The sequence below is a fragment of the Campylobacter concisus genome (assembly GCF_002913865.1).
Lineage (GTDB): Bacteria > Campylobacterota > Campylobacteria > Campylobacterales > Campylobacteraceae > Campylobacter_A > Campylobacter_A concisus_AM.
In genome coordinates this window covers 15,234-29,568 of the sequence record NZ_POYX01000058.1, presented here as the reverse complement: position 1 = coordinate 29,568, position 14,335 = coordinate 15,234, and the positions used below count along the sequence as shown (strand labels likewise).

Here is a 14,335-nt window from a genome sequence, read left to right as displayed (position 1 = left end):
AATTTTTAATTAAAAAATGAAAGAAAATTTTTATTTAGCTTGGATATAATCCAGTAGAAAAATTTAAATTTAAGAAAGGAAGTTTAAACTTTATGCCAGGTGACGAATCGCAAAAAAAGCACTTTAGTATGGTTAAAACCGTCACTTTGGTCGTGGTTTTGCTTTTTGCATTTTTCTTAACTGAAAATTTAATCGTCTATTCGTATAAATACAACAACGCACTCTCTACAAACAACTTTGGCCTCAAAAAAAAGACCGAGTATCTAACATCTCAATATGTAAATTATCTTAAAAATATAAGCAAATTTAACATTATAGATTTTCAAAATTATATAACCGACAACGCTTTTGGCGAAGTCTTTTTGCTAAAAGAAAATGGCAAAAACGGCTTTAAGATAGAGGCATCGTCAGACAAAAGCCTCGTTGGTAAAGACTACGAAGACAATAGCTGTGGCGACATCTATTCACATGATTTTCAAACGAATTATTTCAAGGCTGAAATTTTGCCAGAAAATAGCGCCAAAGTATGTATGTTTGTCGCAGTAAATGAATATATTTTAGGCTTTAAAGCGCATATAGATCAAAGGATAACTGGCACTAGCGATGAATTTTATTTTCAGTGGCTGATGAAAAATATGGCTCTTACTTTGATCTTAAGCTCGATCGGTCTATTTTTAGGGCTTGCAGTCTGTCTTTGGTTTGTATTTAAGTATCTAAACATCAAATTTGACTATCTAAAAGTAAAAGAAGAGAGCACTACTAAGATCGCCCAGTTACAAGAGAAGCTATATATCGATCCGATGACTGGGCTTTTTAACAAGGCAGCGCTCATAAAAGATGTGAGCGAGTATAAATATCCAAAAGTGATACTTATGGATATTGATGATTTTGGTAAGATGAACGACTACTACGGCAAATACGTGTGCGACCAGATACTAAAACAGATGGCAAATCTCATCAAAGAATTTGCAAAAAATGAGAATATGAAGGCTTATTGTATCGAGGCGGACAGATTTGCTTTGGTCGAAGATAATAACGACTTTATCGACAGATACGAGGAGCTTGCTGAAAATTTACTAGATATCTTTAAAGGCAGGATGCTTAGCATAAAAGATGAAAATGGCGTAGAGGTCGATGACATAGAAATTCACAACACCATAGGCTTTGCGCTTGATAGCGACCAGACCTTAAGAAAGGCAACCATCGCGCTAAAATCAGCTAAGACGCTTGATAAAGACTATGTTTGCTACTTTAAAGGACTAAGTCAAAAAGATGAATACGCAAATCAGATCGAGCGCTCAAAGCTGATCCAAAACGCCACGATAAATGATAACATTGTGCCGTATTTTCAGCCGATATTTGACGAGAAAAAGATCCCTATAAAATATGAATGCTTGATAAGAATTTTAGACCGCGACGACGTCATCTCGCCAAGTGTATTTTTGGATATCTCAAAGCGTATCAAGCGTTACGCAGACCTTGAAAAACAGCTCATCAAAAAGTGCTTTGAGCACCTCATTGAAGATCCAAATTTGGTTCTTTCTATAAATTTAAGCAGCCGAGATATGATAGATGGCGACGTCTCTGCGCTGGTTTTAAATTTGCTAAACAAGCACAATGTTGCTGGCAGGATAGTGTTTGAGATAGTTGAAGACGAGGAGCTAAAGAGTGCTGAGCGCGTCTCAGTCTTTATCGAGCGAGCAAAGAGCATGGGCGCTATGATAGCGATCGATGACTTTGGCTCTGGCTACTCAAATTTCTCTTACATCATAAAGATCAAGCCAGACTACGTGAAGATCGATGGCTCTATCATCAAAGACATCGATATCAATAAAGACTCATACGCCATCGCTAGCGCTATCGTGGCATTTGCAAAGGATCTTGGCATAAAAACGATCGCAGAGTATGTTCATTCTAAAGAAATCTTTAACGTCTGTAAGGAGATAGGCATCGACGAATTCCAGGGATTTTACTTGGGAATTCCTTCTAAAAAGGCGTTTTAGTGGTAGTTGGCTTTTTAAAAGAGCTTTTAAGCTTTCGCTCTATCACGTCAGATGATGCAGGTAGCTTGGAGTTTATCGCTAAATTTATGCCTGATTTTGAGGCGAAATTTATAGAAAAAAATGGCACAAAAAATCTCATACTTTCTAAAATTTATGGAAACGGCGAGCACTTAGCCTTTGCAGGACACGTCGATGTCGTGCCTCCAGGAGATGGCTGGGATAGTGAGCCATTTAACCCACTTGAAAAAGATGGCTACATCTACGCAAGAGGCGCGCAGGATATGAAAAGTGGCGTGGCTGCCTTTGTTTGTGCTGCTAAAGATGCAAAATTTAATGGTAAGTTGAGCCTAATTTTAACAAGTGACGAAGAGGGCGATGGCACTTATGGCACGCCTTTAGCACTTGAATATCTTCGTGAGATAAGGGATCTGCCAAAATTTTGCGTCGTGGCTGAGCCAACTTGCGATAAGAAATTTGGCGATAGTATAAAGGTTGGCAGACGTGGCTCGATAAATGGCAAGATCGTAATAAAGGGCGTTCAAGGTCACGCAGCGTATCCAGAAAAATGCGTAAATCCAGTAAATTTAATAGCTCCACTTTTAAGTAAGATAGCTGATCACGATATGGACGGCGGAAGCGAGTTTTTTAGCCCAAGCAAGATCGTAGTGACGGACATTCGTGGTGGCATGCAGGTTTGCAACGTTACTCCAAGTGAGCTTAGCATAATGTTTAACGTTAGAAACTCAAATTTAACTGACGCAAATGACGTTGAGAGCTATCTTAGAGGCGTTTTAAAGGGCCTAGACTACGAGCTTAGTATAAAGCAAAGCTCGAAGAGATTTTTAACCAACAAAGATAGCAAGATCGTAAGAAATTTAATGGCATCTGTCACAAAGATCACTGGCGTTACGCCACTTTTAAATACAAAGGGCGGCACGAGCGATGCTAGGCACTTTGCTGAGTTTGGCGTAGATGCGATAGAATTTGGCGTCATAAACGACCGCATACACGCCAAAAACGAACGAGTTAGCGTTGATGAAATAAATAAACTTTATGAAGTTTTTAAAGACCTTATAGAAAATTTTCACTAATCTCATTTGTCGTCAAATAGTTAAATTTAACCGACACTTCTGGCTTTTCTAAGATAAATTTAAAAAACAGCTACGTTTTGCCTGAGAGCGAAACCACTACAAAGGCGATAGGACTTTTGCCAACTATCATTGCTATTTTATTTTTGATAGCACTTATCTTTGGTCTAAAACTTGGCGAAAATGGTGCATTTATGCAAATAAGTAAATTTTGCTCAGTTGGTGCGATCAGTAAGATTTTTGAGCGTGACTTTTCGATGCTTTATGGCGTCATCGCTATCATTGTCTGCACAAGCATCACAAAATTAGTGCTAAATCAATACAAATTTGGCTTTGATGCTCAGCTCTTTTTGTTTTAGGCATGGGAGCTGGAGCTGCAATAAGTCATAACTTTATCTTAGCAAGCTCAGGAGCTGGCATCACACCTTATGCCCCGTATGCCGTAGTGATAGGCTTTATCTACGCTATTTACGTTGGATTTTTCACTAAAAAAGCTTAAATAAATTTGGCTGCTTTTGCAGGTTTTTACTTATAAATTTTAAATTTAAATTTTAGAGAAATTTAGCCACCAAAGTGGCTAAATTTGAAGTTATCTTAGGATTTGAATTTTTGCTTTTGCGCGAAGTTTTTCGAAGTAATCACTCATTAATTTTTCTTGCTCGCCTTGGTAAAGCTCGTTTATAACGTTATCTTTTACATCAGCAAAGCTTGGTGTGTATGAGCCGATCTTCTCTTTTACTAAAAACATATCAAAGCTATCAGGTCCTTGCAAAGGCTGTGTGTAGTCGCCGTTATTTGTGCTTGAGATGATCGCAGCAAGCCTTGGATCTATGCTTTGATAGTCTAAACTAACCTCTTGTGTTTGCACGCCGTCTAGTAGCTTTGGGCTTGTCTTTTGGGCTTCAAGCAGATCAGGGTCTTTTGCTCTATAAACTACGACTCTAGCGGTGCTAAAAACCTTAAATTTATCAGGATTAGCGTCAAAATACGCCTTTGCTTTTTGCTCATTTATGTTTTTGCCAGCCTCAGCAGCTATGCTTTTATAAAGTTTTTCTTGAAGCATCTTGTGCTCTAAGTTGTTTTTAAAATCCAAAAAGTCCATACCTTGAGCTTGGATAGAGCTTCTAAACTGCGAATTTGTCATGCCATTTTGCTTTGCGATCGCCTCGATCCTGTCGTTTAGCTCAAAAGGCGTAACGCTTAAATTTAAGTTTTTTATCTGTGCATCTTCAAGTCTATCTCTGATAAGCAAATTTAAAGCGTCCTGCTCTGTTGTCTTTAGCTGTTCTTTTAAGCTATAAACCTCGTAAAGCGTGATAGGTTCGTTCTCCACGATAGCTGCGATGCCGTTTATCATCTGAGCTGAATATAAATTTAAGGCACTTAACACGCCAGCAGCCAAAAAGAGCAATTTTTTCATAATGAAACCTTTATTTAAGTATTTAGTAAATATAATTTTGGGCAATTATAACATAAAAATAAGGCACAAAATGATAGTTACTAGATTTGCTCCGTCGCCTACTGGATACCTACATATAGGCGGACTTAGGACAGCTCTTTATAATTATTTATACGCAAGAGCTAACAATGGAAAATTTCTGCTCCGCATCGAAGATACTGACTTAAAACGAAACTCAGAAGAGGCCACGCAAGCGATAAAAGAGGCATTTGCTTGGTGCAAGCTAGATCACGACGGCGAAGTGACCTATCAGTCAAAGAGGTTTGATCTTTACAAAGAGTATGTTAAAAAGCTGCTTGATGAGGGCAAAGCCTACAAATGCTACATGAGCAAAGAGGAGCTTGAGGAGCTTAGAGCCAGCCAAGAGGCAAGAAAAGAGCGCCCAAAATATGATAATAGATATAGAGATTTTACTGGCACGCCTCCAGCTGGCATCGAGCCAGTCATCCGTATAAAAGCCCCACTTAGCGGCGAGATCGTCATACATGACGGCATAAAAGGCGAGGTTAAATTTAAGGTTGAAGATATCTTAGATGACTTCATCATCGCAAGAAGTGACGGCACACCGACATACAACTTCACAGTCGTGATAGATGACGCGCTAATGGGCGTAACTGACGTTATTCGCGGCGATGACCACCTCTCAAATACCCCAAAACAGATCGTTCTTTACGAGGCACTTGGCTTTAAGGTGCCAAAATTTTATCACGTCGCTATGATAAACGGCGAGGACGGCAAAAAGCTTAGCAAAAGGCATGGCGCAACTGACGTTATGGAGTATAAAAAGATGGGCTACTTGCCTGAAGCGCTCTTAAATTTTCTCGTTCGTCTTGGCTGGAGCCACGGCGATGATGAGATTTTTACTATCGAGGATATGCTTAAATACTTCAATCCAAACGATATCAACAAAAGTTCAAGCACCTATAACGCTCAAAAGCTTGACTGGCTAAATTCCCACTATATAAAAACTTTGCCTTACGAGAGGCTAGCGCACGATATGCTTGAATTTGGCGTGGATTTTAAGGCTTTGGTAAAGGGCGAGCTACTGCTAAATTCGCTCCGTGAGAGGTCAAAAACCTTAATTGAGATGGCAAACAGCGCAAATGCGATCATCAATGCTCCAAAAATCTACGACGAGAAAGCTTGGGCTAAATTTATAAATGAAAATAGCAAAGAAATTTTGGCGAAATTTGCTCAAATTTTAGACCGCGACCTTGATGCTAAAGGTTACGAGGAGCTAACTAATAAATTTTTAGAGCAAAACGGCTTAAAACTAAAAGACCTAGCTCAGGCTCTAAGGATAGCGCTAACTGGCTCAAGCGTGAGCCCAAGTATCTTTGAAGTGCTTGAAGTAGTAGGTAGCAACGAGATCAAAAACAGAATACAAAATTTATTAAAGGAAGAGAAATGACACATGTAACTAAAGAAGAGGCACTAAACTACCACATAGGCGGTAAGATCGAGATCATGGTAAAGACACCTTGCGAGACTTCAAGAGACCTTTCAATGGCCTATACACCAGGCGTTGCTGAGCCTTGTAAAGAGATAAATGCAGACACTGAACTAGCTTATAAATATACAAATAAGGCAAATTTAGTAGCTGTCATCACTGATGGCACGGCTGTTCTTGGACTTGGTGACATCGGCGCTATCGCTGGTAAGCCAGTTATGGAGGGCAAGGCGGTGCTATTTAAGAAATTTGCAAACGTTGATGCCTTTGACATCGAGCTAGATGAGCATGATCCTGATAAGATCGTTGAGATTTGCAAAGCTCTAGCTCCGACATTTGGCGGTATAAATTTAGAAGATATCCGCGCTCCAAAGTGCTTTGAGATCGAAAGAAAGCTTCAAGAAGCAGTCGATATCCCTGTAATGCACGACGATCAGCACGGCACAGCGATGATAACAAGCGCTGGCATTATAAATGCGATGGAAATTTCTGGCAAAGATATATCTAAGATAAAGATCGTAGTTAGCGGCGCTGGTGCAGCTGGCATCGCTTGCGCAAAGATGTATAAAGCGCTTGGCGCAAAACACATTGTGATGATAGATAGCAAAGGTGTCATCCACTCAAAAAGAACAGACCTAACTCCAGAAAAGGTCGAATTTGCGCTTGAGACCGAGGATAGGACTTTGGCTGATGCGATGAAAGGCGCTGATATGTTTTTAGGTCTTTCTAAGCCTGGCGTTGTGACAAAAGAGATGGTTGCGTCGATGAACAAAGAGCCTATCATCTTTGCTTTGGCAAACCCAGTGCCTGAAATCTTCCCAGAGGACGTCGTAGCTGTAAGAGATGACGTTATGATGGGCACAGGCAGAAGCGACTATCCTAACCAAGTAAATAACGTTTTGGGCTTTCCATTTATCTTTAGAGGCGCGCTTGACGTTAGGGCTAAAAAGATCACTGAAAATATGAAAATGGCAGCAGCTAAAGCGCTTGCACAGCTTGCAAAAGAGCCAGTGCCAGCTGAAGTTTTAAAAGCAAGTGGCGTTAGCGAGCTAAAATTTGGCAAAGAGTACATCATCCCAAAACCATTTGACAAGCGCGTACTAACAGCAGTCGCTCCAGCAGTTGCAAAAGCTGCAGTTGAAGATGGCGTAGCGAGAGTAAAAGATTTTGATGTTGAGGCTTATAAAGCTAAACTTGCAAAAGGTTTTTAATCAAATTTAGCCCAAATTTGGGCTAAATTCTCCTCTTGGCATTTTGTAAAAGACAAACCTTGTAAAAACAGTAAATTTAAGGACAAAAAATGCAAAACGTGAAGCTCATCTCACACCCATTGATCGAGCATAAATTAACAATCTTACGTGATAAAAACACCCAGCCTTTTCAGTTTCGCATGCTAGTTGATGAGATCAGCTACCTTATGATCTTTGAGGCGACTAGAAATTTAAAGGTAAAAGATGTCAAAGTCCAAACACCAGTTGCGGTGGCAGACGCAAAAAGGCTCACTACAAAGGTGATGATATGCCCTATTTTAAGGGCTGCTCTTGGCATGCTTGATAGCGTTTTTACCATCATTCCAGACGCGAGTGTTGGCTTTTTGGGCTTTCAGCGAAACGAAGAGACAGCGCAGGCTGAGTTTTTCTACGCAAAGCTTCCAAAAGACGCAAAAGAGCGCATGGCGATCATCATCGACCCTATGTTTGCAACTGGCGGCACGGCGATAGACGCGGTTAAGTTCTTGCGTGAAAAGGGCGTTAAAGAGATCAAATTTATCTCTATAATCGCCGCACCTGAGGGGCTAAAGAGATTTAGTGAAATTTACCCAGACGTCGAGGTCTATACGGCATCGATCGATGAGAAACTAAACGAGAAAAACTACATCGTTCCAGGCCTTGGTGACGCTGGCGATAGAGTTTTCAACACTCTTTAAGGGCTAAATTTGAACAAAAGACTTTTGCCAGCTCTAGTCGCCTTTGTCATTGCTATTATCATCGGTACTTTCTTTTTTTCAAAAGAGGGTGGCGAGGCAAACAAAAACGCTCAAATTTTACTTGAGCAGCTAAACAAAGAGGGACAAAAGAGCCAGAGCCTCGCAGAAAACGGCTCATACACCTCAAAAGATGAGGTCGCGCTTTATATCTATAAATTTAACAAGCTGCCAAAGAATTTTATAACCAAAAAAGAGGCACTTGAACTTGGCTGGGACGCAAAAAGCGGAAATTTATGGCAGATAAGCGGCGGCAAAAGCATCGGTGGAGATAGATTTTCAAACAGAGAAAAGAGGCTGCCTGAGGCTGATGGTAGGAAGTGGTTTGAGTGTGATGTGAATTATAATGGCGGCAGGCGTGGCGCTGAGAGAATTTTATACTCAAACGACGGGCTTATCTACTACACGCCCGATCACTACGAGCATTTTTACCTGCTTTATGAGAAGAGGATGCAATGAAAAGCGTGATCTTAGATGCCAAAAATATGCTCGAAAAAGAGAAGATGCATGAGTATTTTGCGAAGAAATTTGACCTGCCAGAGTACTACGGCAAAAATTTAGACGCACTCTTTGACTGCCTTTGTGAGATAAATGAGCCAACGCTTATAAAGCTAAAAAATGAAAATGCTTTGGATGGTGCCACAAAAGAGAGCTTAACCCAGCTATTTCGCGACGTTTGCAACGAAAATGAGATGGTTAAATTTGAGCTTGTAAAAGATGAAAAATGATATTTGGAAAGATTGATTATCTAAATTTACTCCCATTTCACGTTTTTTTAAAATCAGCCCCACTAAGCTCTCAGATAAAAAAGGCGATCGAGTTTAAAAAGGGCGTGCCAAGCAAACTAAATAGAGCCCTAAATGCCAGAAAGATCGACGCTGCGGTGATCTCAAGCATAGCTAGCAAAAAGGCAAATTTAAAGAAGCTAAATTTTGGAATAGTCGCCAGAAAAGATGTAAAAAGCGTGCTTGTGCGCAAAAACTCAGCCCCAAAGCCAGATCCTGCTTCAGCTAGCTCAAACGCCCTAGCCAAGGTGCTTAAGCTAAATGGCGAGGTGATCATAGGCGACAGGGCGCTAAAGGCATACTTAAGCGAGGGCAAAGAGTGCTTTTATGACCTTGGTAAAATTTGGCACGAAAAGACAAATCTGCCATTTGTTTTTGGTAGATTTTCTTATGTAAAAAATGGCTCGTTTTACAAAAGGCTGGTCGCAAAATTTTTACAAAAAAACGTAAAGATCCCAAACTACATCTTAGCCAAGTACGCTAAAAGCCGTGACATAAGCGAGCAAGATATCAAGTGGTATTTGAAATTTATAAGCTACAAGATCGGTCCAAAAGAGCAAAAATCACTCCGCAAATTTTTTAAAGAGTATAGGTTTTTAAGAGAGGCAGTATTGCAAAACTAGATGAATTTAGAGTTTTATATAAATGTTTAAAGTTGTGATGCAAAAAAATCTTCTAAGATAAGACTTTGCTTTATTTTTTGACAAAATCACAAAAGCATTTTAGAGACAAATTTCATCATATTTAAGATCTGCTCCGCCAAAGTGGCTTTTTGGAGCAGACTAAAGTGCTTAGCGTGTAAATTTATCTCACACTCTCCAGCCAAGTTTTTCTCGTTTTGCCTTCATGTCAGCTACGATATTTTCAGCAAGTGCGACAGGATCAAGATTTACTACCATTTTTGAGCCAAGGATCGGCAATGTACCATTTGCCATAAAATCTTCAACATTTTTTGAGCCTTGAACTGGGGCAAATACGCAGTGGTAAGATGAAATTCCAAGTAGTCTAAAGCCAAGTGCGGCATCTATGCCCTTTTCATTTGACCACTCAGGGCTTGAAAATGCGTATGGCAGGTCTTTGATGTCAGTGCTTAAGTTTTGACTAAGCGCATTAAACATCGCTGAAGCCCTAGCGTTGTCCAAGCACTCGCCCATGTGCCAGATCGGTGGGATCTTATAAGGGGCTAAAAATTCTCTCAAGCTATCGCCGCAGTATTCAAGCGCATTTGCATTGCAAAGTCCTGTTTTTAGTAGTGGAAATGAGGCGCAGCCGTTTGTCATGATTAAGACATTGTTTTTTAGAAGCGTTCTAGCTACGTTTACGACAGCTTTTTCATAGACTACGCGTGGATTTGAGCAGCCGACTAAATTTACAAGTCCAAGTATCTTGCCCTCTTTTATCGCATCAGCGATAACCTGTATTGAGCCAAAAATTTTATTTACATTTTCTAGTGAAAAGCCCATTTTAGCTTCGACTTCGTATTGCGGGATATGCACTGGTATGCCTTTTCTAGCTTCATGGCTCTCAAGTGCTCTATATAAAATTTTCTCTGCGATCTCGTGAATTTCACTCATATTTGAGTGATGATGATCAAAACCTATGTGCTCAGCTCCAGGAAGCCTTGCAGAGTCGCTTGTAGTGATGACTGTCGTTTTAAAGCACCTTGCTACCTCCATAACGGTAGGATAGACATCTTGCACATCAGCTAGCCAAAGATCAAGCGCTCCTGTGCCAACGACAAGCTCTGCGCCAACTGCGTTTGAAAGTGGTATAACGCCGTCGTAGCGATACATAGCCGAAAGTCCGTTGCAACAAACACCATAAAACTGAATGCCTAGCGCACCCTTCTCTTTGGCTAAATTTTGAAATTTCTCGCTCTTGCCAAGCTTAACGACGACACTTACTAAAAGTGGAGAGTGTCCGTGAAGCGCGATATTTACGTAGCCTTTTTTGATAGCGCCTAAATTTATCTTAGAGTCATTTAGCTTTGGCAGACCAAATAGACAATCCATCGCAATAGATGTGCCAAGCGTGCTTGACCAAGCGTAAGCTAGACCTGTGCGGAAAAACTGCTTCATTACATTTCGCCAGTCGCCATCTGTGCCTGTGCTTGTTCTATGAAGGCTCTCTGTAACCTCGTGATAGACGCCTATTGGCAAGATATCAAGCTTTTTCCACACCTCTTGACGCTCTTTTGGAGCAAAGGTCTTTATGGCTTTGTGCTCTTGTGGCAAGGTGCGAGATAGATCTTCAAGTAAGATATCAGCGATCTGTGAGGCAAGCTCGTTTATGCTTTTGCTCTCATCAAGCCCAAAAGCTTTTGCAACTGCACGCACTTTCTCTTCGCCTTCTATTGGGATATTTAGCTTGCCAGTTGCTGCGTTTTTAAGAGCTAGCATGTTTTCTCTGCCTCTTGCGCCGTGAGCCGCAGCACCGCCAGCTACGTGACGGAGTAAATTTCTAGCCACGATGACGTCTGCATCAGCGCCGCACACGCCACGAGTTGCCTTTGATGTTATCTTACATGGTCCCATAAAGCAGATCTTACAGCAAATTCCAGCCATGCCAAATGTGCATTGTGGCTTTTGCTTGTCAAATCTATCAAAAACAGTCTCGATCCCCATATCTTGCATTTTTAGGAGCATTTCGCTAACGGCTGGATCAGGTGTTTCTTCTATTACTTTTTGCTTATTTGGAAAGGTTTTTTTATAAAGTGAGATAGCATTTGAGTAGTCTGTAAATTCTGCCTCGTCTTTGTAGTCATAAAAGCCTTTTTCATTTGGCTTAGCCTCTTTATCAAGTCCGTATTTCTGGATCTTGATGCCTAAAATTTCGTCGTTTGTTTGCATTTTTGCTCCTTATGCAAGTAAATTTTATCTTTTGGATAAGTCTTGGATTATATCATCAAAAATTTTCACAGAGATTGATTTAGGATAAATTTAGTGTAAATTTTAGCTTTGGCTACTATAATTACACACTTAAAATAAAATTCAGGAAAATTTATGACCAGGCGTTATGCTTTACAAATTTTAGGCTCTTTCTTGGCTCTTAGTAGCCAAAAAGCTCTAGCAAGCACTCCAAAGATCGGCGTAAAAATAGGCTTTGTGCCGATAAGCGATCATCTATGCATCATCGCTTCAAAGCTTCATAAAAGTGAAAATTTCATGATAGTGCCTATTAAATTTGCCAGCTGGGTTGATCTAGCTGAGGCGCTTAGGGCAGGGGCGATTGACGGGGCTTTTATGCTAGCTCCACTAGGTCTTATGCTAAGAGCAAATGGCGCAAAGATAAAGACTGTGCTATCAGCTCACAAAAATGGCTCAGCCCTTGTGGCTAGAAGCGACGTGGCCGGTCTTAAGCAGCTTGCTGGCAAAAAGATCGCTGTGCCTTCAAAATTTAGCATGCACTATTTTTTACTTGATACGATCTTAAAGCGTGAAAATATGAGCGCAGATATCATTGAGATGGCGCCACCTGAGATGCCTTTTGCGCTTCTTAGTCATCAGATAGATGCTTACATCGTGGCTGAGCCATTTGGGCAAATGGCGGTAAATTTTAAAGGCAGGGCGAAAAATTTACTCTTTTCAAAAGATATAAAGCCAAACCACATCTGCTGCACACTAAATTTTCAAGAAGAAATTCTCTCAAAGCCTTATTTTAACGAGCTTTTAGATGCTTTTAGAAAAGCAGCAAGCTTTATCACAAAAGATCACGAAAAAAGCGCACTTTTGGGCAATGAGATCTTAAGTCAAAATGCAAATTTATTAAAGCTAGTGCTTGATAAAGAGATCGTAAGCTACGATGATCTAAGCCTAAGGGCAGAGGAGCTAGAGGAGCTAAAAGAATTTCTAATCAGCAAAAATTTAGGCAATCAAAAACTAGCAAATTTAGATATAAACTCATACTTGGAGCAAAGATGAAATACCTTTTTCAAATTCTCGTTTTAGCCCTAGCTTTGCTTATCTGGCAAGCTTTTAGTGGGGACTTAGTACCAAGCGTAAAAGAGGTGGTAGGCGCATTTTTCGAGCTTGCAAAAAGCGGCAAACTGCTTCTTGGCGTCACTGACTCACTCATTAGATACGTCATAGGACTTCTCGTCGGCTCGCTTGTTGCGGTTTTGGTCGGACTTATATTTGGACTTTTTCCTAAATTTGCAAACGCATTTGAGCCACTTATCGGGCTTTTGCGTCCTATTTCGCCGATTGCGTGGATACCTTTGATAGTCCTTGCCTTTGGTATCGGCGATAAACCGACCATTTTCATCATCGCTTATGCGATATTTTTCCCTATGCTGCTTCTTACTATAAATGCCGTAAAAAGCGTGCCAAATGAGCTTGTTTTGGCGGCTCGTGGCTTTGGAGCTAGCAAAATGCAAATAATCACTGGCGTCATCATGCCAGCAAGCCTTTTTAGCATCATCTCAGGGCTAAAGCTAGCAGCGAGCCTTGCTTGGATAAATTTAGTAGTTGGCGAGATGGTGGGAGCGCAAAGCGGGCTAGGATATCTCATAATAGACGCTAGAAACCAGCTTAGGATAGATAGTGTAATGGCGGTGATTTTTGTGATCGGCGTGATAGGCATCGTGATAAATTTCATCTTTTCGCTCATTGAAAGATACGCAGGGGAGAGGCTTGGACGATGATAAAGATAAAAAATTTAACCAAATCTTTTGGGGACGCTAAAATTTTAAAAGGGATAAATTTAGAGATAAAGCAGAATGAATTTTGCGTTTTGCTTGGCGGCAGTGGCTCTGGCAAGACGACACTTTTAAACATCCTAAGCGGCACGAGCGAGCTTAGTAGCGGTGAAATTTCGATGCAAAATAAAATTTATACAAAGAAAATTTCACTAGACAAATCGCGCCAGATCATCACTCAGACCTACTCACTAATGCCATGGCTAAGCGCAAAAGACAACATCAAATTTGCCCTAAAATGCTCTGGTATAAAGGATAAATTTGAACAAGAAAAGAGAGCTAGCAAATTTCTGGAGCTTGTTAGCCTTTCTCATAAGGCCGAGCTCTTCCCACACTCGCTAAGTGGCGGCCAAAAGCAGCGTGTCGCTATAGCAAGGGCGCTTAGCTTAAGCCCTGAGGTGCTGTTTTTAGACGAGCCATTTTCTGCACTTGATCCAATAACAAGGACAAATTTACAAAAAAGCTTAAAGCAGATGTCAAAGACTCAAACCACTATCTTTGTCACGCACGATATTGATGAGGCTCTATTTTTGGCTGATAAGATCGTGATCCTGCACGATGGCGTGATTATAAAAGAGATAATCAATCCAAATTTTGGCGTGCATGATCTAAAGTATTTTGAGCTAAAAGCTAAAATTTTTGACCTCATAAATGGCGAAGATAACGAGGTTGAATACGCTATTTAATAAATTTTAAATATATTTTTAAATTTTAAGCTATTATTAATCTTAGCGTTAAATTTATGTTATAAAGATTTACTACAATTACACACAAAGCAAATCATTTTTGTTATTCCTTTTACTGATTGAGGCCTTGGTTTTTGCCAAGGCTTTTTCTAAATTTTATAAGCTTTATGAGTAGAGTTTATAA

At 40.3% G+C, this 14,335-nt stretch carries 15 protein-coding genes; 13 read left to right on the top strand and 2 right to left on the bottom strand.

What is annotated here, in order from left to right; translation table 11 throughout:
• Positions 1-92: 92 nt before the first annotated feature.
• The 4 genes from CYP77_RS03850 to CYP77_RS10135 all read left to right on the top strand — a co-directional run bounded on the left by CYP77_RS03850 (position 93) and on the right by CYP77_RS10135 (position 3,590).
• Positions 93-2,003, top strand: coding sequence for an EAL domain-containing protein (locus CYP77_RS03850; protein ID WP_103566509.1), 1,911 nt, complete (start codon positions 93-95; stop codon positions 2,001-2,003).
• Entirely contained in the window at positions 2,003-3,094 is a 1,092-nt protein-coding gene (dapE, locus tag CYP77_RS03845; RefSeq protein WP_103566514.1) for a succinyl-diaminopimelate desuccinylase, read from the top strand. Before CYP77_RS03850 ends, dapE begins: the two co-directional genes overlap by 1 nt.
• A gap of 77 nt (positions 3,095-3,171) precedes the next feature.
• Positions 3,172-3,450, top strand: a complete 279-nt coding sequence (locus CYP77_RS10140; RefSeq protein WP_258032360.1) for a hypothetical protein — start codon at positions 3,172-3,174, stop codon at positions 3,448-3,450.
• A gap of 2 nt (positions 3,451-3,452) precedes the next feature.
• Positions 3,453-3,590 (top strand): hypothetical protein, encoded by a 138-nt coding sequence (locus CYP77_RS10135; protein ID WP_258032361.1) that lies wholly within the window; start codon positions 3,453-3,455, stop codon positions 3,588-3,590.
• Between the two features lie 90 nt (positions 3,591-3,680).
• Here the strand turns inward: CYP77_RS10135 and CYP77_RS03835 are convergent, their stop codons facing one another.
• The gene (locus tag CYP77_RS03835; protein ID WP_021084537.1) at positions 3,681-4,511 is read right to left on the bottom strand and encodes a peptidylprolyl isomerase; all 831 of its coding nucleotides are present in this window, start codon (positions 4,509-4,511) and stop codon (positions 3,681-3,683) included.
• A 70-nt stretch (positions 4,512-4,581) separates the two neighbouring features.
• Between CYP77_RS03835 and gltX the strand changes: the two genes are divergently transcribed.
• The 6 genes from gltX to CYP77_RS03805 all read left to right on the top strand — a co-directional run bounded on the left by gltX (position 4,582) and on the right by CYP77_RS03805 (position 9,392).
• Complete coding sequence (gene gltX, locus CYP77_RS03830; RefSeq protein ID WP_103566519.1) at positions 4,582-5,961, top strand: glutamate--tRNA ligase; 1,380 nt, start codon at positions 4,582-4,584, stop codon at positions 5,959-5,961.
• Positions 5,958-7,211 carry a malic enzyme-like NAD(P)-binding protein gene (locus tag CYP77_RS03825; protein WP_103566523.1) on the top strand — a complete coding sequence of 418 codons (1,254 nt, stop codon included), beginning with the start codon at positions 5,958-5,960 and terminating at the stop codon, positions 7,209-7,211. Before gltX ends, CYP77_RS03825 begins: the two co-directional genes overlap by 4 nt.
• An 89-nt stretch (positions 7,212-7,300) precedes the next feature.
• Positions 7,301-7,927: a uracil phosphoribosyltransferase gene (upp, locus tag CYP77_RS03820; RefSeq protein WP_004317747.1), complete on the top strand. Its 627-nt coding sequence runs from the start codon at positions 7,301-7,303 to the stop codon at positions 7,925-7,927.
• A gap of 9 nt (positions 7,928-7,936) precedes the next feature.
• Positions 7,937-8,443 (top strand): ribonuclease domain-containing protein, encoded by a 507-nt coding sequence (locus tag CYP77_RS03815; protein WP_021092069.1) that lies wholly within the window; start codon positions 7,937-7,939, stop codon positions 8,441-8,443.
• Entirely contained in the window at positions 8,440-8,712 is a 273-nt protein-coding gene (locus tag CYP77_RS03810; protein WP_103566529.1) for a barstar family protein, read from the top strand. Before CYP77_RS03815 ends, CYP77_RS03810 begins: the two co-directional genes overlap by 4 nt.
• Positions 8,709-9,392: an MqnA/MqnD/SBP family protein gene (locus CYP77_RS03805; RefSeq protein ID WP_103566533.1), complete on the top strand. Its 684-nt coding sequence runs from the start codon at positions 8,709-8,711 to the stop codon at positions 9,390-9,392. The genes CYP77_RS03810 and CYP77_RS03805 overlap by 4 nt, the downstream gene beginning before the upstream one ends.
• Positions 9,393-9,578: 186 nt before the next feature.
• Here the strand turns inward: CYP77_RS03805 and cooS are convergent, their stop codons facing one another.
• Positions 9,579-11,618, bottom strand: a complete 2,040-nt coding sequence (gene cooS, locus CYP77_RS03800) for an anaerobic carbon-monoxide dehydrogenase catalytic subunit (RefSeq protein WP_103566538.1) — start codon at positions 11,616-11,618, stop codon at positions 9,579-9,581.
• 153 nt (positions 11,619-11,771) lie between these two features.
• On the opposite strand from cooS, the gene CYP77_RS03795 reads away from it, so the two are divergent.
• From CYP77_RS03795 to CYP77_RS03785, 3 genes are read left to right on the top strand one after another with little or no spacing between them, the layout of a single operon-like run.
• Positions 11,772-12,689 (top strand): ABC transporter substrate-binding protein, encoded by a 918-nt coding sequence (locus CYP77_RS03795; RefSeq protein WP_103566541.1) that lies wholly within the window; start codon positions 11,772-11,774, stop codon positions 12,687-12,689.
• Complete coding sequence (locus CYP77_RS03790; RefSeq protein WP_103566546.1) at positions 12,686-13,411, top strand: ABC transporter permease; 726 nt, start codon at positions 12,686-12,688, stop codon at positions 13,409-13,411. The genes CYP77_RS03795 and CYP77_RS03790 overlap by 4 nt, the downstream gene beginning before the upstream one ends.
• Entirely contained in the window at positions 13,408-14,151 is a 744-nt protein-coding gene (locus CYP77_RS03785) for an ABC transporter ATP-binding protein (RefSeq protein WP_012140336.1), read from the top strand. Before CYP77_RS03790 ends, CYP77_RS03785 begins: the two co-directional genes overlap by 4 nt.
• Positions 14,152-14,335: the final 184 nt, after the last annotated feature.

Coding starts and splice junctions, on each gene's coding strand:
- upp (WP_004317747.1), top strand. CDS start 7,301: ATGCAAAACGTGAAGCTCATCTCACACCCATTGATCGAGCATAAATTA.
- CYP77_RS03850 (WP_103566509.1), top strand. CDS start 93: ATGCCAGGTGACGAATCGCAAAAAAAGCACTTTAGTATGGTTAAAACC.
- CYP77_RS03785 (WP_012140336.1), top strand. CDS start 13,408: ATGATAAAGATAAAAAATTTAACCAAATCTTTTGGGGACGCTAAAATT.
- CYP77_RS10135 (WP_258032361.1), top strand. CDS start 3,453: ATGGGAGCTGGAGCTGCAATAAGTCATAACTTTATCTTAGCAAGCTCA.
- CYP77_RS03810 (WP_103566529.1), top strand. CDS start 8,440: ATGAAAAGCGTGATCTTAGATGCCAAAAATATGCTCGAAAAAGAGAAG.
- CYP77_RS03835 (WP_021084537.1), bottom strand. CDS start 4,511: ATGAAAAAATTGCTCTTTTTGGCTGCTGGCGTGTTAAGTGCCTTAAAT.
- gltX (WP_103566519.1), top strand. CDS start 4,582: ATGATAGTTACTAGATTTGCTCCGTCGCCTACTGGATACCTACATATA.
- cooS (WP_103566538.1), bottom strand. CDS start 11,618: ATGCAAACAAACGACGAAATTTTAGGCATCAAGATCCAGAAATACGGA.
- CYP77_RS03790 (WP_103566546.1), top strand. CDS start 12,686: ATGAAATACCTTTTTCAAATTCTCGTTTTAGCCCTAGCTTTGCTTATC.
- CYP77_RS03825 (WP_103566523.1), top strand. CDS start 5,958: ATGACACATGTAACTAAAGAAGAGGCACTAAACTACCACATAGGCGGT.
- CYP77_RS03795 (WP_103566541.1), top strand. CDS start 11,772: ATGACCAGGCGTTATGCTTTACAAATTTTAGGCTCTTTCTTGGCTCTT.
- CYP77_RS03805 (WP_103566533.1), top strand. CDS start 8,709: ATGATATTTGGAAAGATTGATTATCTAAATTTACTCCCATTTCACGTT.